The 23,077-nt window shown below is 74.0% G+C and carries 21 protein-coding genes; 11 read left to right on the top strand and 10 right to left on the bottom strand.

Annotated elements, in window-relative coordinates; genetic code table 11:
• The first annotated feature begins 192 nt into the window (after positions 1-192).
• Entirely contained in the window at positions 193-1,161 is a 969-nt protein-coding gene (locus ACSYGO_RS21880; RefSeq protein WP_460387321.1) for a hypothetical protein, read from the top strand.
• A 59-nt stretch (positions 1,162-1,220) separates the two neighbouring features.
• On the opposite strand, the gene ACSYGO_RS21875 is transcribed toward ACSYGO_RS21880, so the two are convergent.
• The 4 genes from ACSYGO_RS21875 to ACSYGO_RS21860 all read right to left on the bottom strand — a co-directional run bounded on the left by ACSYGO_RS21875 (position 1,221) and on the right by ACSYGO_RS21860 (position 7,698).
• Positions 1,221-1,940, bottom strand: a complete 720-nt coding sequence (locus tag ACSYGO_RS21875; RefSeq protein ID WP_460387319.1) for an enoyl-CoA hydratase/isomerase family protein — start codon at positions 1,938-1,940, stop codon at positions 1,221-1,223.
• 235 nt (positions 1,941-2,175) lie between these two features.
• On the bottom strand, positions 2,176-4,401 hold the full coding sequence (locus tag ACSYGO_RS21870; RefSeq protein WP_460387317.1) for an acetate--CoA ligase family protein: 2,226 nt from the start codon (positions 4,399-4,401) through the stop codon (positions 2,176-2,178).
• A gap of 213 nt (positions 4,402-4,614) precedes the next feature.
• Positions 4,615-6,132, bottom strand: coding sequence for a flavin monoamine oxidase family protein (locus tag ACSYGO_RS21865; protein ID WP_460387316.1), 1,518 nt, complete (start codon positions 6,130-6,132; stop codon positions 4,615-4,617).
• 354 nt (positions 6,133-6,486) lie between these two features.
• A complete protein-coding gene (locus tag ACSYGO_RS21860) occupies positions 6,487-7,698 on the bottom strand; it encodes a flavin-containing monooxygenase (protein ID WP_426677566.1) in 1,212 nt (403 codons plus the stop codon).
• Positions 7,699-7,959: 261 nt separating this feature from the next.
• On the opposite strand from ACSYGO_RS21860, the gene ACSYGO_RS21855 reads away from it, so the two are divergent.
• The 4 genes from ACSYGO_RS21855 to ACSYGO_RS21840 all read left to right on the top strand — a co-directional run bounded on the left by ACSYGO_RS21855 (position 7,960) and on the right by ACSYGO_RS21840 (position 10,773).
• On the top strand, positions 7,960-8,412 hold the full coding sequence (locus tag ACSYGO_RS21855) for a DoxX family protein (RefSeq protein ID WP_345646348.1): 453 nt from the start codon (positions 7,960-7,962) through the stop codon (positions 8,410-8,412).
• The gene (locus tag ACSYGO_RS21850) at positions 8,409-8,837 is read left to right on the top strand and encodes a Zn-ribbon domain-containing OB-fold protein (RefSeq protein WP_460387314.1); all 429 of its coding nucleotides are present in this window, start codon (positions 8,409-8,411) and stop codon (positions 8,835-8,837) included. Before ACSYGO_RS21855 ends, ACSYGO_RS21850 begins: the two co-directional genes overlap by 4 nt.
• A gap of 323 nt (positions 8,838-9,160) precedes the next feature.
• Positions 9,161-9,784 carry a GNAT family N-acetyltransferase gene (locus ACSYGO_RS21845; protein ID WP_426677568.1) on the top strand — a complete coding sequence of 208 codons (624 nt, stop codon included), beginning with the start codon at positions 9,161-9,163 and terminating at the stop codon, positions 9,782-9,784.
• Positions 9,785-9,867: 83 nt separating this feature from the next.
• Positions 9,868-10,773, top strand: coding sequence for a GNAT family N-acetyltransferase (locus ACSYGO_RS21840; RefSeq protein ID WP_426677569.1), 906 nt, complete (start codon positions 9,868-9,870; stop codon positions 10,771-10,773).
• Between the two features lie 55 nt (positions 10,774-10,828).
• On the opposite strand, the gene ACSYGO_RS21835 is transcribed toward ACSYGO_RS21840, so the two are convergent.
• Positions 10,829-11,488 carry a pyridoxine/pyridoxamine 5'-phosphate oxidase gene (locus ACSYGO_RS21835; RefSeq protein WP_460387312.1) on the bottom strand — a complete coding sequence of 220 codons (660 nt, stop codon included), beginning with the start codon at positions 11,486-11,488 and terminating at the stop codon, positions 10,829-10,831.
• 203 nt (positions 11,489-11,691) lie between these two features.
• Between ACSYGO_RS21835 and ACSYGO_RS21830 the strand changes: the two genes are divergently transcribed.
• Complete coding sequence (locus ACSYGO_RS21830; RefSeq protein ID WP_460387310.1) at positions 11,692-12,999, top strand: COG1470 family protein; 1,308 nt, start codon at positions 11,692-11,694, stop codon at positions 12,997-12,999.
• 36 nt (positions 13,000-13,035) lie between these two features.
• Here the strand turns inward: ACSYGO_RS21830 and ACSYGO_RS21825 are convergent, their stop codons facing one another.
• Complete coding sequence (locus ACSYGO_RS21825; RefSeq protein ID WP_460387308.1) at positions 13,036-14,205, bottom strand: thiolase C-terminal domain-containing protein; 1,170 nt, start codon at positions 14,203-14,205, stop codon at positions 13,036-13,038.
• 169 nt (positions 14,206-14,374) lie between these two features.
• Between ACSYGO_RS21825 and ACSYGO_RS21820 the strand changes: the two genes are divergently transcribed.
• Both ACSYGO_RS21820 and ACSYGO_RS21815 read left to right on the top strand, forming a co-directional pair.
• Positions 14,375-15,637, top strand: coding sequence for an acyl-CoA dehydrogenase family protein (locus ACSYGO_RS21820; RefSeq protein ID WP_460387307.1), 1,263 nt, complete (start codon positions 14,375-14,377; stop codon positions 15,635-15,637).
• Positions 15,634-16,152 (top strand): nitroreductase family deazaflavin-dependent oxidoreductase, encoded by a 519-nt coding sequence (locus ACSYGO_RS21815; RefSeq protein ID WP_432186168.1) that lies wholly within the window; start codon positions 15,634-15,636, stop codon positions 16,150-16,152. The genes ACSYGO_RS21820 and ACSYGO_RS21815 overlap by 4 nt, the downstream gene beginning before the upstream one ends.
• A gap of 86 nt (positions 16,153-16,238) precedes the next feature.
• Here the strand turns inward: ACSYGO_RS21815 and ACSYGO_RS21810 are convergent, their stop codons facing one another.
• Positions 16,239-16,853, bottom strand: coding sequence for a LysE family translocator (locus tag ACSYGO_RS21810; protein ID WP_426677575.1), 615 nt, complete (start codon positions 16,851-16,853; stop codon positions 16,239-16,241).
• Between the two features lie 82 nt (positions 16,854-16,935).
• On the opposite strand from ACSYGO_RS21810, the gene ACSYGO_RS21805 reads away from it, so the two are divergent.
• Positions 16,936-17,388: an Lrp/AsnC family transcriptional regulator gene (locus tag ACSYGO_RS21805; RefSeq protein WP_095935015.1), complete on the top strand. Its 453-nt coding sequence runs from the start codon at positions 16,936-16,938 to the stop codon at positions 17,386-17,388.
• Positions 17,389-17,497: 109 nt separating this feature from the next.
• Here the strand turns inward: ACSYGO_RS21805 and ACSYGO_RS21800 are convergent, their stop codons facing one another.
• Positions 17,498-18,145: a TetR family transcriptional regulator gene (locus tag ACSYGO_RS21800; RefSeq protein ID WP_037765222.1), complete on the bottom strand. Its 648-nt coding sequence runs from the start codon at positions 18,143-18,145 to the stop codon at positions 17,498-17,500.
• Between the two features lie 135 nt (positions 18,146-18,280).
• Between ACSYGO_RS21800 and ACSYGO_RS21795 the strand changes: the two genes are divergently transcribed.
• Positions 18,281-18,997, top strand: a complete 717-nt coding sequence (locus ACSYGO_RS21795) for a VOC family protein (protein ID WP_460387305.1) — start codon at positions 18,281-18,283, stop codon at positions 18,995-18,997.
• 223 nt (positions 18,998-19,220) lie between these two features.
• A complete protein-coding gene (locus tag ACSYGO_RS21790) occupies positions 19,221-21,545 on the top strand; it encodes an outer membrane protein assembly factor BamB family protein (protein ID WP_460387303.1) in 2,325 nt (774 codons plus the stop codon).
• Positions 21,546-21,862: 317 nt separating this feature from the next.
• Here ACSYGO_RS21790 and ACSYGO_RS21785 read toward each other — a convergent pair whose 3' ends face one another.
• A complete protein-coding gene (locus ACSYGO_RS21785) occupies positions 21,863-22,642 on the bottom strand; it encodes an enoyl-CoA hydratase/isomerase family protein (RefSeq protein ID WP_460387301.1) in 780 nt (259 codons plus the stop codon).
• The gene (locus ACSYGO_RS21780) at positions 22,639-23,064 is read right to left on the bottom strand and encodes a Zn-ribbon domain-containing OB-fold protein (protein ID WP_359488891.1); all 426 of its coding nucleotides are present in this window, start codon (positions 23,062-23,064) and stop codon (positions 22,639-22,641) included. The genes ACSYGO_RS21785 and ACSYGO_RS21780 overlap by 4 nt, the downstream gene beginning before the upstream one ends.
• Positions 23,065-23,077: the final 13 nt, after the last annotated feature.

Below are 23,077 nucleotides of genomic sequence, written 5' to 3'. Positions count from 1 at the left end.
GCGTCAGATGGGAAGGGGTGAAGTGACGGAGGAGGGGACGGGACGGGAGGCGCAGGGGCGGAAAGGGGCCGGGGGAGCGATGTCGAACGGCGGCGGAGGCGCGGGGCCGGGTCCGGCGGGCGCGGCGTGCGGGCCGGGGCGGTCGCCGAACCCCTCGCGTGCCGTCGCGCACCGGCCGCGTATCTTTCGCCCATGGGGTGGGGAGACACGGGTCGGCCCAGGCATTCGCGGCTGACATGGGAGAACGCCGAACTGAGCGCCGCGGCCGCGGTCTCGGCCGTACAGCTCGCGGTGGCCGCCACGGTCTGGTGGGTCGGGACGTTCGACGACGACAATCACGGCGCCGGGACCGGCGGCGCACTCGCCGCCGCGGGCCTGCTGTGCATGGTCGTCCTCGGCCCGCTGCTGCTCGCCGCGCTGGGCATGCTGCACGCGGCCGTCCACACCATGCCGGCCGCCACGCTGGCCCGGCTGACGAACCGGCACGCCCCCGGTCCCGAGACCGTCCGGCACCTGGTGTCCGTGATCCTCCTGGGCGCCCTGTGGGCCACCGTCGCCGTCACCCTCGGCGGTCTGCCGCCCACCGGCGCACCCGCCCTGCTCCTCGCCGCCTCCGGGATCCTGCCCGCGCTGGGCGTCGGCCACGTCCGGCGGCGGGCCCGCGCCAACGGCCGCGCGTCACGCGTCCGTCGCATCTGGTCCCGCTCCGCGCTCGCCGCCCTCGCGGCGTGCGTCCTGGTCGCGACGGCCGGCGCGGTGGGGCTGTCCACCGGACTCATCGAGGAGTACGAGCCCCCGACGCTGACCACCGCACAGCTCGTCGGGGTCTGGCACGGCGACGGCGGTGCGGTGCTGCGGTTGCGGGCCGACGGCCGGGCCGACCTCACGAAGCTGCCCGCCGAGCCCGAGTTCGACGACGTCGCGAAGCGCGACTTCACCCGCTGCGACGGCACGGGCAGCTGGTTCCTGGACACCGAGGGCCGTTACGACCCCTACGCGGGCGGCGACGGGCCCGAGGTGCGGGACGGCGTCGTCGTACGCGTGAAGGACTGCGGCCACGACACCTACTGGACCATCGGGGGCAGCGAGAGCGGCCCCGAACTGTTCGTGCTCTTCGGCGACCCGGACAGCGGCGACCTGCGGACCCTGACCCGCGACTGAGGGCTGTCCGCCGCCGGGCGGACGGCGGTGCCGAGCGGCCGACGGCGGATGCCGACGGGTCAGCGGCCCTCGAAGCGGGGGGCGCGCCGTTCCACGAAGCTCGTGACGCCCTCGACGGCGTCCGCCGTCGTCATGTTGATCTCCTGCGCGGCCGCCTCCGCGGCGAACGCCGTCGCACGGTCGGTGTCGAGGGAGGCGTTGACCAGCTGCTTGGTGAGGGCGAGCGCACGGGTCGGGCCGGCGGCGAGCCGCTCCGCCCACTCACGGGCGGTCTTCTCCAGGTCGTCCGGCGGCACGACCCTGTTGACGAGCCCGATCCGCTCCGCGTCCGCGGCCGCCAGCGCGTCGCCGAAGAACATCAGCTCCTTCGCGCGCTGCGGACCGACGAGCCGCGGCAGCAGATGGGCGCCGCCGCCGTCGGGGACGAGACCGCGGCGCACGAACACCTCGATGAACCGGGCCGGTTCCGCCGCGAGCACGAGGTCGCACGCGAAGGCGAGGTGCGCGCCGATCCCGGCCGCCGTGCCGTTGACGGCCGCGATCACCGGCTTCTCGCAGTCGAGGACGGCGGCGATCAGGCGCTGCGCGCCGAGCCGGATCGTCCGGGCGACGTCGCCGGCGACCCGCTCCCCGGCGGGCGGGCCGCCGCGCAGGTCCGCGCCCGCGCAGAAGCCGCGCCCCCGCGCGGTGATCACGACGGCCCGCACGGCGGGGTCGGCGGACGCCTCGGTGAGCAGCGCGATCACCCGTTCCCGCTGGTCCCAGGTGAGGGCGTTCATCGCCTCGGGCCGGTTGAGGGTGATCCACGAGACGGCGTTGTCAGTGGTCCGAAGTATCGATGAGTCGAGGGGATTTCCGGACGGGTGGGGTGATTCCGACGGTTCGCGGGCCTCGCGCGGCTCAGGTGTTCCGCGTGGGTCGGCGGACCGACGGGATTCCGGGGATTCGCGGAGGGAGTCGGACATGGGGGTACTCCGATGCGTGCGGGGGACGGTGGGCCGTGCGGCGGGCCGGTCAGTGGCAGACGACCATGGCGTCCAGGGCCACCGCGCCCTGCCCGCGCGGCAGCACCATCAGCGGATTGATGTCCAGCTCCGCGATGTCGTCGCCGAGTTCGAGGGCCATCCGCTGCACCCGCAGGGCGACCTCGACGAGCGCGTCGACGTCCACCGGAGGCCCACCGCGCACCCCGTCGAGAAGGGCTCGCCCCCGCAGCTCGGACAGCATGGCCCGTGCCTGGTCCTCACCGAAGGGCGGCACGCGCACGGCGGTGTCCCGCAGCACCTCGACGAGCACACCGCCGAGTCCCACGGTCACGGTCGGCCCGAAGAGCGGGTCGTGGGTGACACCGACGACCATCTCGACACCCCGCTCGACCATCTGGCACACGAGCACACCGTCGAGCGTGATCCCCTCGTAGCGCGCGATGTCGGTCAGCTCGCGATAGGCGTCGCGGACCTGGCTGGCGGAGGTCAGCCCCACCTTGACCAGCCCGAGTTCGGTCTTGTGGGCGATCTGCGCGCCGGAGGCCTTCATGACGACCGGGTAGCCGACCAGGCTCGCCGCCCGTACGGCAGCCGCCGCGCTGGTCACCAGTTGCTCGCGCGGCACCCTGATGCCGTAGGCGCGCAGCAGCTGCTTGGCCGCGTGTTCGCTCAGCTGCTGGCCGGGGCGCATCAGTGCCTGCGCCTTGCGGAAGGAGGGGGAGGGCGTGCGGGGTGCCTCGTCGAAGGGGGAGCGGTAGGTCGAGACGAACCGGTGGTGGTCCAAGTGGGCGCGGACGGCGGTGATGCAGTTGGCGAAGGTGCGGAAGGTGGCGACCCGCGATGACCCGAGCAGCGTCTCGCGGTAGGCGGCCTCCGTTCCGACCGGCGACCCCCACACCACGCACACCAGCTTGTCCGTCTGCTCCGCCGCGTCCACCAGATCCCGGGCGAGCCGGTCGCTCATCGGCGGGAAGGGGCCGGTGATGGGGCAGATGAGCACCCCCACGGAAGGGTCGGCGAGGATCGCGTCGATGATCTTCCGGCCGCGCCAGTCGCCCACCGGATGCCCGCCGTTGTCGACGGGGTTGGCGACGTTCAGGTAGTCGGGTATCCACTGGTGCAGCTCGGCCTGCTTCTCCTCGGACAGCGTGGGCAGCGCGAGGCCGGCCTCGCTCGCCAGGTCCGCGAAGTGCGCGCCCGTGCCGCCCGAGATCGAATAGACGACGACGCCGTCGGCGTGCGGGGTGCGTGCCCGCGCCAGCAGGGCGGCGGTGTCCTGGAGCTCGTCGAGCCCGTCGACGCGGATCACTCCGTACTGCCGCATGGCCGCGTCCACCACCGCGTCGGCCCCGGTCAGCTTGCCGGTGTGCGAGGCGGCTGTGCGCGCGCCGGTCTCGGTGCGGCCGACCTTGACCGCGACGACGGGCACCCCGCGCCGGGCCGCGCGGTCCGCGGCGAGCAGGAAGGAACGGCCGTCCTTGAGGCCCTCGACGTAGCAGGCGATGGCTCCGATGCCGGGCTGTTCGGAGAAGTAGGAGATGAAGTCGGCGGTCTCCAGGTCGGCCTCGTTGCCGGTGGGCGCCCAGTGGGAGAGCCGGACGCCCAGCTCCTGCAGGGCGAACACCGGGCGTCCCTGGTGTCCCGACTGGGTGATGAGCGCGATCGCCGGACCCGTCAGGTCGTCGCGGAACTTCTCGAAGGCGTTGAGGTTCGTGTTGGGACCGAGCAGCCGGAGCCCGGAGCGCCGGACGGCGGCGGCGAGACGGTCCTGCGCCTCGGCGCCGTCGGCCCCGGTCTCGGCGAATCCGGAGGCGAAGGCGACGGCGAACCTCACCTTGGCCTGGGCCAGTTCCTCGATCACGGAGAGGGGGTCGCCGACGAGCAGCACGGCGAGATCGACCTGCTCGGGCAGGTCGGCGACGGAGGGGAAGCAGGGGATGCCGAAGACGGACCGGCGGGTGGGGTGCACGGGGTGCAGCCGGGCGCCGACCCGCTCCGCCCAGGCGATGAGCTGCCTGGTGATGCCGGTGTTGGGCCGTCCCTCGGCGTCCGAGGCGCCGACCACGGCCACGGATTCGGGACGGAAGAAGCGGTCCAGATCGGGGACGTCGGCGTACAGCGGACGCCCGCTGACGTCCAGGTCGTCGACCTCGGCCGGCCGGCCGTGCACGACCGGCGAGGGTTGCTCGCCGCAGGCGATGACCCGGGCCCGGCGGGAGTCGGTGGTGAGGGTGCCGTGGGTTGATCCAAGCATCGGTCCGCCCGCTCCTGTGTGACAGCCAACTTCTAACTGACGCAGTGTCAGATTACGCAACTGACGCCGCGTCAGGAACCGTTGTGCAGGCAAAGGCTGTGCGCGGCGAGGGGGCGCGATGGTGCGGCCCCGGCCCCGGTGGCCCGGCGGGACGCGCGTGCGGGGGTGCGGCGGGTACGTGGTTCGTACCCGCCGCCCGGCCGGGCGGAACCGTCACAGCACCGCCAGGACCTCCTTCGCCACACGCTCGCCGGAGCGGACCGCGCCGTCCATGTAGCCGTTCCAGTAGGTGGAGGTCTCCGTGCCGGCCCAGTGGATGCCGCCGACGGGCCTGCGCAGGGCCGGGCCGTACTCGGTGAGCACCCCGGGCGGGGCGTAGGCGACCGGGCCGCCGCGCGAGTACCCCTCGTTGTCCCAGCGCTGGAGCACGAAGGAGATGGGCGACCTGGCCTTGTCGCCGAAGTACACGGCGTAGTCCTTCAGCACGGCGGCCTTCACCTCGTCGGCCGTCGCGCTGTCACACGCGCGCATCTCGTCGGCCTCGATGAAGCCCATCAGGGCGCCGTAGGAGGCCTCCGGCGGCGAGTTGTCGAAGGTGGAGCGGACGGTGCCGGTGTCGCTGACGACCTGGCCGTTGAGGCCGTCGGCGCGCCAGAACGGGGTGTCGTACACGGCGATCGCCTTGCCGATCGACCCCATCGGCAGCCGCTGGCAGAGCTGGTCGCGGTCGGCGGGCAGCAGCGGGTCGTACGCGATGCGCGCGGCCAGCGGTGGCGGGAGCGCCACGACGACGCGCCGCGCGGAGACCGTCGTCCCGTCGGCGCCCACCAGGTACCTGCCGCCGGAGAGCGTGACGGAGCGCACCGGGGCGCCGAGCACCACCCGGTCGCCCAGGGTCTCGGCGAGCTTGACCGGCACCTGCTGGGAGCCGCCGACGAAGCGGGACTCCTGGGCGCCGTTCGCGGTCTCGGTCAGGCGCTCCAGGGTGCCGGGGCTGGACTCGTTCCCGGCGGCGGCGATGTAGAACAGCACGAACAGCAGGGAGAGTTCGCGCGGCTGCGCGGAGAACACGGACGTGCAGGCCACGTCGATGAGGAACTTGGCCGAGGGGACGACGGCCTTGGCGTTCAGCCAGCTCTCGAAGGTCTGCTTGTCCCACTCCGCGGCCTTGGCGGCGGTCCACGGCGCGGCGACGGGGACCTGCTTGGCCATGGCGTCGAGTTCGGCCTGCACGACGGCGGCGTTGGCGAGCCCCGCCACGTCGACGGGCGGGACCGAGCCGAGCAGGCCGTCGGTGGCGTACGGGGTCCTCTTCCCGTCCTTGTAGAGCAGGTTCTTGCCGGTGTTGTAGGTGGTGAAGGTCGCCACGCCCAAGCTGTCGGCGAGGGCCTTGATGCGGTCCTGGGTGGGGCCGATGAACTCGCCGCCGCCCTCGGTGACACCGCCGTTCGGCAGCTTCAGGTTGACCACCCGGCCGCCGACGCGGTCGCGGGCCTCCAGGACGACCACGGATTGGCCCGCAGCCACCAGGTCGCGGGCCGCGGTCAGTCCCGCGAGCCCGCCGCCGATGACGGCGACGTCGGCCTCGCGGGCGGTGGTGGCGGCCGCGGCGGGGTGCGCGGTCACGCCGGTGAGGGCCACGCCCGTCGCGGCGGCGCCGCCCAGGACCGAGCGCCGGGAGAGCCGGGTCGCCGGGCGGGGAGAGAGCTGTCTTTCACGTGCCACGTTCATCCTCCGTCGATGCGAGTCGAACACGAGAGGTGGATGGAGCCGGAACCGGAAAGTGAGCAGGGCTCGCATTCTGGCTCGCGTGGCTGGATCGGTACAGCACCGGCGCCACATCTGACGCGCGAGTAACACGGTTGGTACGTCGATGAGTTGATGGCTGCCGCTGCCGCACGACGGAGCGGCCCGGCGCGCGGACGCGATGGCGGGGCGCGGGGCGCAGGCGCCGCGTGTCCGGTGCCGGGCGTCGGATGCCGGATGCCGGATGCCGGATGTCGAGTGCCCCACCGGGGCCGAGGCCCGGCTGTCGGGCGGGGTGCGTGGGTCAGCGGGTCCCGGCTGTCGGGCGGGGTGCGTGGGTCAGCGGGCGGCGGGTGCGGACCCCCGCGCCGCGGTCGTGCGGCGGGCGACAGACTTGGCGATCTTCTGTGCGTCCAGGGCGAGTTCGCGGAACATGCCGCTGATGGGGTTGGTGAAGCCGGTGAAGTAGAGACCCGGGGCGTCCTTCGGGGAGCGGGCGCCGTGCACGACCGGGCGGCCGCGCGGGTCGAGCACGCCGAGGTGGCCCACGACGTCCTCCAGCGCCCGGACGTAACCGGTGGCGGCGATCACCGCGTCCGGACCGATCCGTTGGCCGTCGGCGAGGATCACCTTGCCGTCCTCGAAGCCGTCCACGGCGGCCACGATCTCCACCTTGCCCTTGCGGACGGCGTCGATGAGGCCGACGTCCTGGACGGGGATGGAGCCCTCGTTGACACGGGAGTAGAGCCCGGTCCCGGGGCGGGGCAGCCCCTGGGCCGACAGGTCGGGGACGCTCAGCCTGGCCATCGGCCGGGCGAGCCGGTCCACGAGCCGTACCGGCAGCCGTCGGACCAGGATCCCGGTGAACTGCGCGGCCCACCCGGCGGTGGAGCGGCGCACGATGTGCGGTGCGGTGCGGACCGACAGGCGTACGCGGCGGGCGCCGCCCTCGACCAGGTCCACGGCGATCTCGGCGCCCGTGTTGCCGATGCCGACGACGAGGACGTCCCGGCCGGCGTAGGGCGTGGGGTTGCGGTACTGCCCGGCGTGCAGCAGCTCGCCGGTGTAGTCGTCCCGGCCGGGCCAGTCGGGCACGCGGGGCGTGTGGTTGTAGCCGGTGGCGACGACCACGGCGCTGCCGGTCAGTTCGCGTCCGCCGGTGGCGCGCAGCAGCCAGCCGTCGCCGCCCGGCGCGGGCTCGATGCGCGAGACCTCGACGCCGGTGACGATCTCCAACTGGTGGTGCTCGGCGTACTTCTCCAGGTAGCGCACCACGTCGTCGCGCGACACCCAGCGCCCGAAGGAGCGCGGCATGGGCAGCCCCGGCAGCGCGGACAGCCGCCGGGTGGTGTGCAGGTGCAGCCGGTCGTAGTGGCGCCGCCAGGAGGCGCCGACCTTGTCGGACTTCTCCAGCACGACGGCCCGTACGCCCTGGGCGCGCAGCGCGTACGCCGCCGCGAGTCCGCCGGGGCCGCCGCCGATCACGTACACGGGGCGGTCTTCGTGGGACGGCACCGTGCGGGGCGTCGAGGAAGCAGTCGAGTCGGCCATGAGCGCGAGCGTAATCACGACTTAGCTTGATAGGTCTCGGTCAAGACCGGAATCGGTTGCGAACTGATCACGGCTGTAGGAGGAGTGGGTGGGGCCGGTGGCGTAGACGGCCTCGTTGTGGTGGGGGTGTGGAGTGGGTGGCGGTGCCGCGCCGGTCCGGCGGGAGGTGCGCCGGAGCCGGTGCACGCCTCTTGCGCGGCCCGCACGCTTGCGCTGAACTGACGTACCGTCAGATCTGCGCGGGCGGCGGGAGGATCGGCCATGGACACCATCTGGCTCAGCGGCGCGGAATGGCTGGCCGTGCTCCGGATCGGGCTCGGCCTGTGGTGGCTGGAGAGCTGGCGGCACAAGGACAGGAAGGGCTGGTTCGAGCGGGGCACCGGGATCGCCTGGGCGGCGGACGTCGCGGCCAAGCACCGCTGGAACGCCGTGCGCTCCGGCTTCGACGTGGTCGTCGCGCCGCGCCCGCGCACGATGGCGTACGTCGTCGTCTACGCCGAACTGGCCCTCGGGCTCGGGCTGGTCACCGGCCTGCTGACGCCGGTCGCGCTGGTCGGCGGACTCCTGCTGAACCTCCTCTACCTCGTCCTCATGATCCACGACTGGGCCGAGCAGGGGCAGAACTCGATGATGGCGCTGATCTCCCTGGTCGCCCTGTTCGGGATGTCGTGGCAGACGTGGTCGCTGGACGACGCGTTCGGGCTCTTCCGGTGAGCGGGACGGAGAGCGGCGCGGCCGGCGCGCGGTTCGACCTTCCGGAGGTGGACGCCTTCACCCGGCCGTACTGGGACGCGGCGGCCGAGGGCCGCCTGTTGCTGCGCCACTGCGCCGCCTGCGGCCGGGCGCACCACTATCCCCGGGAGTTCTGCCCGCACTGCTGGAGCGACGACGTCGCCTGGCGGCCGGCGAGCGGGCGCGCCACGCTCTACACCTGGTCCGTCGTGCACCGCAACGACCTCCCGCCGTTCGGCGGGCGTGTGCCGTACACCGCCGCCGTCGTGGATCTCGCCGAGGGCCCGCGGATGATGACCGAGGTGGTCCAGTGCCTCCCCGCGGCCCTGCGGGTGGGGATGGAGCTGGAGGTGACGTTCCGGGACGCGGGGGCGGTGCGCGTGCCCGTGTTCCGGCCCCCGGTGTGAGCGGGCCGCGACGGAGGCGGGGACGGGGGCGGGGACGGGGACGGGGGCGGGGACGGAGGGGCGACGGAGGTGGGGACGGAGGCGGTGACGGCCCGGCACGGTCCGGGGTACCGCCGTCGCGGCTGCCACGGACCCGGTCACCTCCGACGCGGTCACCACCGTCGCGGCCGCCACGGACCCGGTCACCTCCGACGCGGTCACCGCCGTCGCGGCCGCCACGGTCCCGGTGACCACGGACCCGATCGCCGCGGCGTTGGCCGGCGCGGACCGGGATCCGAACAAACCCCACGACTCCGTGTGAAGCGAGGGGATTGAATGGTCCGATGAGCAACGTCCACCAGCAGTACGCAGTGAACCCCTTTCCCGAGCTGCGTGGTCACGGCCTGTGGCTGCGCCCCTGGGACGCGGAGTCCGACGCCGACGCCGCGTCATGGCTCCGCGGGCTGTCCGATCCGGAGTTCCAGCGCTGGAACACGCCGCTCAAGTTCGTGCGGGACGTCGACGCGGCCCGGGAGTCGCTGCGTTCGCGCGCCGAGAGCGCGCGGGAGGGCACCGGCGTCGCCTTCCGCGTCACCGACCCGGACACCGGGGACGCGCTCGGCCACATCGGCGTCAACGCCATCGACCACGTGATGCGCCGCGCGATGGTCGGCTACTGGGTGCTCCCCGAGGCCCGCGGCCGGCACGTCGCCACCCGTGCCCTGCTCCTGGCCACCCGGTTCGCCTTCACCGAACTGGCCCTGCACCGCCTCGAACTGGACCACGCCGCCGGCCACGACGCCTCCTGCCACATCGCCGAACGCTGCGGCTACCGGTACGAGGGCACGCTGCGCGGCGCGATGTTCGACGCGGGCCGCCACGACGCCTTCCGCGACTGCCATCTGCACGCCCGCCTCACGACCGACCCGGAACCGGAGGTCCGGGACCTCGCTGAGGGCGCGCGGTGAGATCCGCCCCGGGGGAGCCGCCGGTGCCCGGGGGCCGCGGAAAACCGGAGGCGGGACGCGGCCGGCCCGCGGGACCATGGGGCATGGACCCCGCTTCCCGTTCCTCCGCCGCGTCCGCCGCTTCCCACGACTGGCAGGTCACCCACGACCTCGACCGCTTCCTCGGGCAGGCGGGGGACTTCCTGCGCTCCGAGCCCGCGCTGCACACCGTGGCGCTGTCCGTGACGGCGGCGCTGCGCCGGCGCGGGGATCAGGCGTTCGGGCAGGAGGCGCCCGTCTTCGGATTCCTGGAGCGGGAGGGTGCCGTGCGGGCGGCCTTCTTCCGCACGCCGCCGTACGGGCTGAGCCTGACGCGGCTGTCCGCGCGGGACGCGGACGCGCTCGCCGCCCGGCTCGTCGACGAGCGGCACCGGCTGCCCGGGGTGACCGGGGACAGCGCCACGGCTGCCGCGTTCGCCGAGGCCTGGCAGCGGCGCACGGGAGCCGGCGCCGTGCTGCGCCGGAGCGAGCGGCTGTACCGCCTCGGCACGCTGACGGTGCCGGCGCCGGCCCCGCCGGGCAGGGCGCGGGTCGCGACCGCGGCGGACCGGGACCAGGTCGCCCGGTGGAGCGCGGAGTTCGCCGAGTTCCTCGGCGAGGACGCCGACCGCGACCACGGGGCCTGGGCCGACGACCGCGCGGCCTACGGGGGCGTGACTCTCTGGGAGACCGACGACGGCAGGCCGGTGGCCATGGCGAGCGTGACCCCCCTGATCGCCGGACAGGTCCGCGTCGGTCCCGTCTACACCCCGCCGCGGCAGCGCGGCCGTGGCTACGCGGGCGCCGCCACCGCGGAGGTCAGCAGGGCCGCGCTGGACTCCGGCGCCGACGACGTACTGCTCTTCGCCGACCTCGCCAACCCGACCAGCACCGGGCTGTACCAGCGCATCGGCTACCGCGCCGTCGCCGACTTCGCGGTGTACGACTTCACGGCCGCGGCGACCGCCTGAGCCGCACGGCGAGGGTGGCTCCCTGAGCCGTACGGCCGCGGCGGCTGCCCGGACCTCACGGCCACAGCAGCTCCTTCAGCCAGTCGCCCGAGGTCGTGCGGCGGTAGAGGAGGCGCACATGACGGCGGCGGGCGTCGCCCTGGAAGAACTCCACCTCCTCGGGGCGAAGGCGGTACAGCGTCCAGGTGGGGGCCGGGGCGTCCGGCTCCCGGCGGGCCCGGTCCCAGGCGGCGTCGGACGCGCGCTCCAGCTCCTCGTACGAGGGCAGTACGTCGCTCTGGCGGCCCACCAGCGCGGCGGCCAGCGCGCCGGTGGAGCGGGCGTGCAGGTCCGCCTGGCCCTCCTCCGGCGGGGCCGCCGTGACGGGCCCGCGCAGACGGATCTGGCGGCCCTGCGAAGGCCAGTAGAAGCCGAGGGCCGCGTACGGGCGGGACCCGAGCTGGCGTCCCTTGCGGCTCGTCGCGTGGCTCGCGAACGACCAGCCGTCGGCGTCCGCGCCGTGCAGCATCACGGTCCGCACGTCCGGAAGCCCGTCCTCGTCCGCCGTCGCCAGCGACATGGTGTGCGGCTCGGGCTGACCGGCCGCCACCGCCTGTGCGAACCAGCTCACGAAGAGGGGCAGCGGCTCCCCGGGCGCCTCGTCCGGCGCGAAGCCGGGCAGCTCCGTGTCCCACACCCGCAGCGACCTGAGCAGCTCATGAAGATCCAGTTCCATGCCTGTGAGTATCGCCCCCGCGCCCGGCGGCAGTAGGTTGGTCCGCCTGCCGGAGCTCAGCGAGGGGAAGGCGGGGGATCCGTGCGCGCGACCGAACCGGTCCTGTTCCGAAGGGCCCTGCCCGGGGCGGCCTCGCGCCGGCCGGTCCGGGGCCGCCGCGGGGGCGCGGTCCGCCCGGACGGCCGGGCCGTCCGGTGAGGGGTGTGACCGCCGCGGCCCTCGGCGGCGCCCTGCTGCTGGGGCTCACCGGGTGCGGCCCCCTGGACAAGCCCCCGAAGCCGTCGCTCTCGGCGCCCGGGCTCTTCTACGTGCGCCCCACCGGCGACAAGTCCGGCCCCGAGGACAAGGAGCCGTACCACGTGAGGGTCGGGAACGACACGGGAGCGGGCGCCCGCCGGCTGACCGTGGACGTCCTGCCCGGCTCCGAGCACGCGGTCCGGCTGCGCCGCCAGGGGCACTGCTCGGGCGACACCCTCCACGTCACCTGCGACGTGGACTCCTCCTACAACAACTGGGTGAACGGCGAACGCGTCCTGCCGGTCGCCGCCGAGGGCAGCAGGCCCGGCGACACCGGGACCGTCCGGGTCACCTACACGACGAAGGACGGGAAGGAACTCTCCGCCCGCACCAGCGTCGTGGTCGGGGAGCCCGTGGTCGAGGTGCGCACCGCCGCGCCGCTGGAGGACGTCCGCCCGGGTGCCGAGATCACCGCCCCGGTCGTCGTGCACAACGCCGGCGAGGTGCCGGTGGTCGGCCTCGGGCTCGAAATCGGCTCCGGAACACAGGAGTTCACGCAGCGGTACTCCAACTGCCGCTATCCCGAGACCCGTCACGGGCACACCGCTGTCTGCAGGTTCCCCCGGCTGCGCATCGCCCCCGGCGAGACCGTCGTCCTGCGCCCGGCGCTGCGCATGCGCGCCTCGGCCGCGTACATGTACGGCTACTTCACCCAGGAGGCCTGGGCGCTGGACATGGGACCGGGCCAGTACGGCAGCTACCCCAAGGGCGGCGATCCGGGTGACGGGCCGGCTCTGCGCGCCGAGGTCACCCGGGACGGGCACGGCAGGTTCGCCCAGCGGATCGTGAGCACCCATGTCCGCCTCGACACCCGCGCCGACTACGAGCTCTCCGACGTCACCGTGCACGGCGACCCGGGGGACGAGCGCGAGGTGCGGCTCACCGTCCACAACGAAGGGCCCGGCGATCCCGGCCTGTCCGCCCGGCTGGTGTTCGAGCCTCCGCCCGGCTCCGGTGTGGTGAAGCAGCCCATGGCGCAGGTCGACGACGGCTACTTCGAGCCTTACTGCGCCGAGAAGGACTTCACGTACATCTGTGACGTGGGCGAGCTCGCGCCGGGGAAGAGCCGCACCTTCGACTTCACGCTGCACCTCGGGGAGCCCGGGACGGGCAGGATCGCGCTGCGGAGCATCGTGGTGCCGGACGGCGGCCGGACGGACCGCCGGGACCCGGACCCCACCGACGACTCGGCCCTGGTCACCGTCGCACCGTGACCGCCGTGCCCGGTCCCGCCGGGTGCGGCGGGCCGCTCAGTCGCGTCCCAGCACCACGGTGCCCGAGGAGCAGAACCAGCCGCCGGTGCCGGAGGCCACGGCCAGGCGCGGCAACGTGCCGTCGCGGCGGCGCACCTGCCGCCCGTCCGCCTCTCCCCGGAGCTGTCGCACCGCCTCCACCAGCAGGAACAGGCCGCGCATGCCGGGATGCTGGGCCGACAGACCGCCCCCGTCCGTGTTCACCGGCAGGTCGCCGGACAGGGTCAGCCGGCCCTTCTCGACGAAGGCGCCGCCCTCCCCCTTCGCGCAGAACCCGAGGTCCTCCAGCGTCACCAGCGTCATGTAGGTGAAGGCGTCGTAGATCTCCGCGAGGTCGACCTCCTCGGGGCGGACGCCCGCCCGTCCGAAGGCGTGCCGCCCGCTGACCGCCGCGGGCGAGACCGTGAAGTCCTCCCACTCCGACATGGTGGTGTGCGAGACGTGCTCCCCGGTGCCGAGGATCCAGACCGGTGTCCTGCGGCAGTCCCGTACGTACTCCTCGGCGGCCAGCAGGACCGCGGCGCCCCCGTCGGAGCGAAGGCAGCAGTGCAGCTTGGTGAACGGGTCCGCGATCAGCGGTCCGTCCAGCACCTCGTCGACGGTGATCGGGTCCCGGAACATCGCCTCCGGGTTCGCCGCCGCGTTCGCCCGCGCCTGCACCGCCACCGACGCCAGCTGCTCGATCGTCGTGCCGTACGTGTGCATGTGCCGGCGCGCGGCCATCGCGTACTTGGCGATGAGCGTGTGGCCGTACGGGACCTCGAACTGGAGCGGGCCGCGGGACCCGAACGACAGGTTCCCGGTGCGCCGGCCCGCCTTGATGTCGGCGCGTGCCGTGGACCCGTACACGAGGAGGACGGCGTTGGCGTGACCCGCGGCGATCGCGTCGGCGGCGTGGGCGGCCATCACCTCCCAGGTGGAGCCGCCCACCGAGGTGGAGTCGACCCAGTCCGGGCGCAGTCCGAGGTATTCGGCCACCTCGGCCGGGGCGAGCGTGCCGAGGCCGGCGGAGGCGAAGCCGTCGACGACCCCGCGGTCCAGGCCCGCGTCGGCGAGGGCCCGTCGTGCGGCCTGGGCGTGCAGTGCGTACGGCGTCACGCCGTCCACGCGGCCGCAGTCCGAGAGGGACACGCCGACGACGGCGACTTTCCGGCTCCCTGGCGTCATGGATCTGACGGTACATCAGATCGAGCCGGGAAAGGGAGGTCGTCACGGGCCTGTGCATTCGACCCCCTCCGCCCTAACATGACGGGCCGTCAGATGGGCCGTTCGCGCAGGGCCCGTCGGATACGCGTGTCCCGTGAGGCCACGTGGCCGCCGCAGGAGGAGCCCGCCGATGGACGCCAGCTTCACCGCCGAACAGGACGAGATCCGCCGCACGCTCAGGGAGTTGCTGCACAAACGCTGCGGCCCGGAGGAGTTGCGGGCCGCCGTGGGCACGCCCGCCGGGTACGACACGGCGCTCTGGGAGGCGTTCGGCCGGCAGCTGGGGCTGCCCGGACTCACCCTCCCCGAGCGGTACGGCGGTGTCGGCTGCTCGGTGACCGAACTGGCCCTCGCCTGCGAGGAGTCGGGCCGGGTACTGGCCCCCGGGCCGCTGCTCGCGACAGCGGTGCTCGCCGCGCCGCTGGTCCTCGCCCTCGGCACCGAGGCGCAGCGCGCGGCGCTGCTGCCCCGCCTCGCCTCCGGTGAACTGACCGCCGCGCTCACCGTGCCGGGCACGGCCCTGGCGACGGCCCTCGGCCTGGTGGGCGACAACCGGGGCGACTGGTCCGGCGGGGGACGGGCCGGCGGGGTGCAGGCACGCCGGGCCGACGGCGGGTGGCGCCTGTACGGGCAGGCGGCGCAGGTGCTCGACGGGCACAGCGCGGGACTGCTCGTGGTGGCCGCGCACACGGGCGGGTTCGCCCGCTCGCGCACGCTGCTGTTCCTCGTCCGGGCGGGGGCCGAGGGACTCGTCCGCGTGCGGCAGACGACGCTGGACGAGACCCGGCCTCAGGCCCGCGTGGAACTGCGGGACGTGGAGGCCGAGTTGCTGGGCGGGAGCGATGCCGGGAGCGATGCCGGGAGCGATGCCGGGAGCGATGCCGGGAGCGATGCCGGGAGCGAGCGGCGGGGCGCGGCCGGCTCCGGGGTACCCGGCGCGCTCGCCGCCGTCGGGAACACGGCCGCCGCCGTGCTGGCCGCCGAGGCCGTGGGCGCCGCGGACCGCGCCCTGGAACGGACCGTCGAGTACGTGCGGCAGCGGGAGCAGTTCGGGCGGGCCATCGGGTCGTTCCAGGCGGTCAAGCACCGGCTCGCGGACGTCTACGTGGCGGTGCAGGCGGCGCGCTCGGCGGCGTACTACGCGGCCTGGGCCGCGGCGAAGGGGGAACGGGTGGGGCCCCTGGCCCTCGCGCAGGCCCTGGAAGCACTGCGCACCGCGGCGGCGGAGGGAATCCAGCTGCACGGCGGCATCGGGTTCACCTGGGAGCACGACGCCCACCTGTACTTCAAGCGGGCGTCCGGCGACGAACTGCTCTTCGGGCCCGTGCACCGGCTGCGCGGGCACGCCGCGGACGCGGCACGGCTCTTCGACGGCGGGGAGGTGGCGGTGTGACGACCCAGGGACGGGGGCCGCGCCGGGTCCCCGGTGTCCGGCTGGTGCAGAAGGTGTCCTCCACCCGGGCCTTCGCCCGGGTCGCGCCGCACGTCGTGCCCGCCCTCGACCGCGCCGTGCACCGGCTGACCCGGGGCAAGGTGCTGCTCAGCGCGCAGATGCTGCCCGGGGTCGTGCTCACCGCGCGCGGCGCCCGGAGCGGGCTGGAGCGGCGTACTCCGCTGGCGTGCATGCCGGAGGGGCCCGGTCCCGACACCTGGCTCCTCATCGGGTCCAACTTCGGCCGCACCGACCATCCCGCCTGGACCGCCAACCTGCTCGCCCATCCCGACGCCGTGATCAGCTGGAAGGGTGAGGACGTCCCCGTGACCGCCCGGCTGCTGGCGGGGGAGGAGCGGGCCGCGGCCTGGAAGGCGGCGCTGGCGTTCTGGCCGCCGTACGCCACCTACCAGGCGCGGGTCGACCGGGAGATCCGGCTGTTCCGGATCGAGCGCCGCCGACCGCCCGCGCGCTGACCGCACCGGCCCGCGCCGGCCGCACCGGCGCGCTCGCTGACCGCACCGGCCCGCGCGCGGACCGCGCCCGCCGGCGGGGCCCCGCGTCACAGTGTGGCCAGGCGCTCCACCAGCAGGAACCCGCCGATGCCGAGCATCGCGGCGCCGGAGGTGCGGGCCACCGCACGGGCCGCGGCGGGGCGGGCCCGCAGCACGGCACGGGCCAGCAGGCCGACGGTGAGGTAGACGGCGGCGCAGGCGGCCATGTGGACGGCCCCGAGCAGGCCGGTCTGCGCGGCCACCGGAACCCCGCCCGGTCGCAGGAACTGCGGCAGCACGGAGAGGTAGAGCAGCAGGCCCTTGGGGTTGAGGCCGCTGATGGCGGACCCGCGCAGAAACGTGCGCAGCGGCGGTGCCGCCGGGGCGTCCTGGGCCGTTCCTGGCGTCGCCGGCCTGCGCAGCACGCCCCAGCCCAGCCACAGCAGATAGCCCGCCCCCGCCACCGTGAGCCCGGTGAGGAGCGCGGGCGACCCCGCGACCAGCACCGCGAGCCCGGCCGTCGCGAGCAGTGTGTGCACCGCGTACCCGGCGACGAGCCCCGAGACGGCGGGAAGCACCGAGCCCCGCAGCCCCGCCGAGATCGCGTACGCCCAGTCGGCGCCCGGCACGCACACCAGCAGCAGATCCACGGCCAGAAACGCCGTGACCAGTCCCCAATCCATAAGAGGGACATTAGGCGCGATCGCCCCAAAGGTGTTTTCGAAGTTTGCTCATGATCGCGCCTTCGGGGGCAGAATCTTCCTCATGGACGCCGTGGACCAGAAAATTCTTGCCGAGCTCCAGCAGGACGGCAGGCTCACCGTCACCGAGCTGGCCGCCCGGGTGCGGCTGAGCGTCTCGCCCTGCCACCGGCGGCTGCGCGAGCTGGAGCGGTCCGGTGCCATCCGGGGCTACCGCGCGGTCGTGGACCCGGCCGCCGTCGGCCTGACCTTCGAGGCGCTGGTCTTCGTCTCGATGCGCCAGGAGGACCGGGACACCGTCGCCGACTTCGAGCGGGCGCTGGCGGACATCCCCCACGTCCTGGACGCGCAACGGCTCTTCGGGGAGCCGGACTACCTGCTGCGGGTCGCGACCGCCGACCTCGCGGCCTTCCAGCGGCTCTACGACGACCGGCTGGCGACGCTGCCGGGCGTGCAGCGGCTGACGTCGACGCTCGTGATGAAGCATGTCGTCACCGACCGCCCGCTGCCCTCGTAGCGCCCGGCGCCGGGGCCCGCACAGCGCAGCGGGCGGCAGCCCACACCGGTGGACTGCCGCCCGCATGACAGGAATTGAGCAGGGGATCTGAGCAGGAAAAGGGGAGACGCTACTTCGTCGGCTTCTTCCCGGTCACTCCGAGGTGCACCAACAGGGCGAGATTCGGCTTGAGTTCGGCCTGCTTGACGCCCCAGGACTGGAAGCCCTTCTGGTGCGAGGCCACCGCCGCGAGCATGGCGACGAGGGAGCCGGCCATCGCCGCCGGGTTCACGTCCTTGTCGACCTTGCCCTTGGACTGGAGCTCGGTGACCGTGTCCGTAAGGGAGTTGTTCACGGAGTTCAGGATCTTCATGCGGATCTTGTAGAACCGCTTGTCGCCCTCGGCGGCGCCCAGATCGACGACTCGCAGGATCGCGTCGTTCTTGCGCCAGAACTCCAGGAAGCCGTCCACGAGCTCCTGGGCGGTCTGCCAGCCGGCCTTGCCGACCCACGAACGTCCTTCGAGCAACTGGGTCAACGCCGCGCCCTCCGCGGCCATTTGCTCGGCGATCTCCAGGACGGCGCCTTCGACGTCCGGGAAGTACTGGTAGAAGGTCGCCGGCGACGTACCCGCCTTCCGGGCGACATCAATGACTTTGACGTCCCGGTAGGGCGAGGAGCTGAGCATCTCGCTGAGGCAGTCGAGCAGCTTCTGCCGGGTCGCCTGCCCACGCCGCCCGGCCACGCGGCCGTCGACGGTACGCACTTGTCCTGTCATGCCGTCAGCTTACCGAGGGGTGATCGGAGCGCGATTCGACCGACTGCAAATGGGGTGCGGCGGCCCGCCACGGGAGTTCACGGGGGTGGGCGCGCCCGCTCTGCGGGATGCGGGGAGGGCCGTTAGCTTGGCCGCATGGCCGAATCAGCCGTTTTCTCCGAGGGCGTGCCCTGCTGGGTCGACGCGCAGCTCCCCGACGTGGACGCGGGCAAGCGCTTCTACGGCGAGCTCTTCGGCTGGACCTTCGCCGAGGGGTACGGCCCGTCCGGCTGGGCCCGTCTGCGCGGCGAGGCCGTCGCGGCCCTCGCGCCCAAGCGGGACGGCCGGATGCCCACCGTGTGGACGGTCTACTTCGCGGCGCCCGACGTCACCGCGCTCTCCCGCCGGGTCACGGAGGCGGGCGGCCGGCTCATCACCACCCCCGAGCCGGTCGACACCCTGGGCACGGCCGCCCTGGCGACCGATCCGGAAGGTGCCGTGTTCGGCCTGTGGCAGACCGGCACGCACCCCGGCTTCGGGCGGCGCCACGAGCGCGGCTCCTTCTGCTGGGCCGAGCTGTACGCCCGGGACACCGCGACCGTCGACCGCTTCTACGGCTCCCTCTTCCACGACGCCCTCTTCGGCCCCGACGCCACCCCCGATTTCGGCCGGGCCCCGGTCTCCGACGTCTTCCCGGCCGAAATGCCACCCCACTTCCTCGTCCACTTCGGGGTCGAGGACTGCGACGCGGCGCTGCGGACGGTGAGCCGGCTCGGCGGCCGTGTCCAGGCCGCGCCCTTCGAGACCTCGTACGGGCGGGTGGCGGTGGTCACGGACAACCAGGGGGCCTCCTTCGCCGTGCTGGAGAGGTGAATCGGCCACGGGCGACGGGCGGTGCGGCGGTCCACCACCGAAAAACCCTGCCCCTTTGTCCTGATACATCATGAGACACCCCGATTCGACCCCTGGTTCGCAACCTTCGGCTCGGCCAGGAAGAATCGGGGTGCGTGCCGCCATGGCGGTGCGGTGGTGAGACGCTGCACGGGGTCGCGTTCATACGTGGACGGCGCGGCCCGTACGGGGAGGTGGCAGGCAAGTGGTGGATCAGCTGACACAGCACGATCCGCGGCGGATCGGGCCGTTCGAGGTGCTGGGGCGGCTCGGTGCCGGCGGCATGGGGCTGGTCTATCTCGCGCGCTCGGCGTCCGGCCGGCGCGTGGCGATCAAGACGGTCAGGACGGAACTCGCCGAGGACCAGCTGTTCCGGGTCCGCTTCTCGCGCGAGGTCGAGGCGGCCCGCGCCGTGTCCGGCTTCTACACGGCGGCCGTCGTGGACGCCGACGCGCGCGCCGCGGTGCCCTGGCTGGCCACGGCCTACGTGCCCGCGCCCTCCCTCGAAGAAATAGTGAACGAGTGCGGGCCGCTCCCGGCCCAGGCGGTGCGCTGGCTGGCGGCGGGCGTCGCGGAGGCCCTCCAGTCCATCCACGGCGCGGGTCTCGTCCACCGCGACCTCAAGCCCTCCAACGTCCTGGTCGTCGAGGACGGGCCGCGCGTGATCGACTTCGGCATCGCGTCCGGCGTCTCGAACACCCGCCTGACCATGACGAACGTCGCCGTCGGCACGCCCGCCTACATGTCTCCCGAGCAGGCCAAGGACTCCCGCAGCGTCACCGGCGCGAGCGACGTCTTCTCACTCGGCTCGATGCTCGTCTTCGCCGCGACCGGCCACGCCCCCTTCCACGGCGCGAACCCGGTCGAGACGGTCTTCATGCTGCTGCGCGAGGGCCCGGACCTGGAGGGGCTGCCCGACGAACTGCGCCCCCTCATCGAGTCATGCATGCAGATGGAGGCCACGGCACGCCCTAATCCCGCCGACCTCCAGTCCCAGCTGGCCCCCCACCTCTTCGGCTCCGGCTCCGACGACAGCGGCACGGCGTCGGCCTGGCTGCCCGAGCGGGCGGTGGGCCTCATCGAGGCGCGCCGCGGGGGCCGTCCGGCCCCCAAGCCCACCGCCGGCGGCGGACGCAGCGCAGGAGGCCGCTCCGCCGTGCCCGCGCCGCCCTCGCACGCGCCCGTGCCCGTCGGGGCGCCCGACACCGGCCCGGTGCGCCTCGCGGGCGCCCAGGTGCCCATCGGCCCCGGGCCGCGCGTCGCCGACGCCCGTGCCGCCGCCGTCAAGGCGCCTCCCCCGGAGGCGGGCCTGGCCGCGTCCTGGTCCCGGCCGCACGCCGGGGTGAACGGCGCCGACCCCGTGCCCACCGTGGCGCCGGCCCCGCCCGCCGAGTCGGCCTCGGGCTGGCGGCCCTGGCGCTTCCGCATGTCCAACGACGTGTGGGGGACGCCCGCGGTCGCCGACGACCTGGTCTACGTCACCTCCTTCGAGGTCCACGCGCTGGACGTGGCCACCGGACGCCGCCGGTTCAAGACCCGGGACGTGGCCTGGTCCATGGCGGTCGCCGACGGCCGTATCCACGCCTCGGACGGGCCCACGCTGTTCGCGCTCGACGCCCGCGAGGGCGGTGACCTGTGGCGCCTGTCGACGGACGCCTGGGTGTACTCCCTCAAGGCGGACCGGGGCACCGTCGTCACCGGCACCCGCGGCGGCGGCGTACAGGCGTGGGAGGCCTCCAGCGGCCAGAAGCTGTGGGAGATCACCGGCGCCCAGACCGACTTCGAGTCCCCGGAGGCCGGACCGGCCCTCCACGACGGCACGGTCTACGTCTGGAAGGACGCGCGGCTGCGCGCCCTGGAGGCGCGCACCGGTGAGGAGCGCTGGTCCTACCCGGTCGGCGACGCGGCCTCCTGCGGCGGCGTACCGGTCCGGATCACCCAAGCCCCCGACGGCTACGTCTACGTCTGCGCCGGCACCCGCGTGCTCGCCATCGACGTGGCCGGCGGACACGTCCGCTGGCACTTCGAGGCCCCGGCGGTCTTCCTCTGCCCGCCCACCTTCGCCCCCGGCCCCGCGGTCACCGGAGGCGGTGTCTACCTCGCCGACTACCTCGGCACGGTCTACGCCCTCGACGCCACCGACGGCCGCGACCGCTGGCGCATCGCCACCGAGTCCCGGGCCTCCGTCGAGCCGGTGCTCGTCGCCGCCGGCCACGTCCACGTCGGCAGCGGCAAGGGCCTCTACACCCTCGACGCCGTCACCGGTACGCCCAAGTGGCGGTTCCAGGCGGGCGGCGACCTGGTGGGTGCCCCGGCGGTGGCGGAGGGCCGGATCCACTTCGGCTCCACCGACCATCTGCTGTACACCCTGAAGGCCGACGACGGCCGGCTGCGCTGGAAGCTCGCCACGGGCGGCGAGATCACCGGCGCCCCGGTGGTCAGGGACGGGGTCGTCTACGCCTGCAGCAAGGACCGCTGCGTGTACGCCCTGGACGCGGAGAAGGGGACGGGCACGGCCCGCACGACGTAGCGCGCGCCGGGCCCGGCGGACGGTGACGGCCGTCGTGCCGGGCACGGAAGGGAGTCCGGACGGCGGCCGTCGCAGCAGACGCTACGCCCGGTCCGGGAAGCCCGCCACGCGACGCCGACTCCCCCCTCAGGGCTGTCCCGTGATCCCCGGGGGGGCGCACGACGACAGCTACGGCACCTCGCCGCGTCGGAGGGTCGCCCGCATACGCCCAGGATGAGGACGGCCGCCCCCTGCCTTCGGCGGGGGGACCCCCACCGCCTTGCGATGCACCGCATTTGATGCCGCGTGCTGATCCACCAGGGATGACGGGACAGTCCTCAGCGCAGCCGGAACCCGGGCCGTCGTCCGGTGAACAGCTCCGCCTGCCGTTCCGTCGGCAGATTCCCGAGCGTGACGAGCTGCGGGGCGTGCGCGAGGGCCTGCGCGCGGGCCGCCTCCTTGGCGAGCCACAGCGCCCGTACGGTCCCCTGTACGGCCTCGGGCGGATGCGAGGCGATGACGGCGGCGCACTCGACGGCCGCGTCCAGCGCGGCACCGGGCGGGGTGAGTTCGGACACCAGGCCCACCTCGTGGGCCCGCCGCGCCGACAGCCGCTCGGCCGTCCCCATCAGCGCCATCCGCGCCACCTCGCCGAACGGCATCCGCTGCGCCATGTGGACGGACTCGTAGGCGCTGACCATCCCGTAGGTGGTGTGCGGGTCGAAGAAGGTCGCCGTCTCGTCCGCGACCACGAACTCCGCCTCGCCCAGCAGGTAGAAGGCGCCGCCGCAGGCCATGCCGTTGACTGCGGCGATCACCGGCTTCCACAGGTCGTTGGCCTTCGGCCCGACGGTGAGGAGGGGGTCGTCCACCATGAACGGGGAGCCCGGCTGCGGCACCGCCGCGTCCCGGTCGAGCCCGGTGCTGAAGGCACGCTCCCCGGCGCCGGTGACGACGACGGCCCGCACGCCGTCGTCGTAGCGGAAGTCACGCCAGGCGGCGGCGAGTTCGGCGGCGGTGCCGAGGTCGATGGCGTTGAGCCGGGCCGGCCGGTCGATGGTGACGACGGCGACGCCGGTGTCCTTGTCGGCGCTGACGCGCAGTCCGCCGCCGCTCACGGCCGCTCCAGGACCCAGCGGGGCACGGACACCCCGTCGACCTCGGTGAAGACCGCCTGCACCCGTGCGCCGATCCGCAGTCGCTGCGCGGGGACGGAGTTCAGCGGGGCGTCGGGGGCGGTCACCAGATTGCCCACGAGACGTATCCGCGGGGCGTCCGCGAGCTCCACCACGATCGCGTTGTACGGCGCCTGTTCGGCGTAGGCGGGCAGCAGCGGGGGGTGCGGGACGACGTACGACCACACGCGGCCCCGGCCGCTCATCCGGCGCCATTCGCTCGCGAAGGAGTGGCAGTGCGGGCAGCAGGGACGGGGCGGGAAGCGGAGTTCGCCGCAGTCGGCGCAGGCCTGGACGCGCAGTTCGCCGTGTGCGGCGTACCGCCAGAAGGGGGCGCCGTCGTCGTCGGGCACGGGGGAGAGCAGGCTGTCGGACATC

This window comes from Streptomyces krungchingensis (assembly GCF_054729265.1).
The sequence above is the reverse complement of the archived record's forward strand: the minus strand, read 5'-3'. Positions and strand labels throughout refer to the sequence as shown.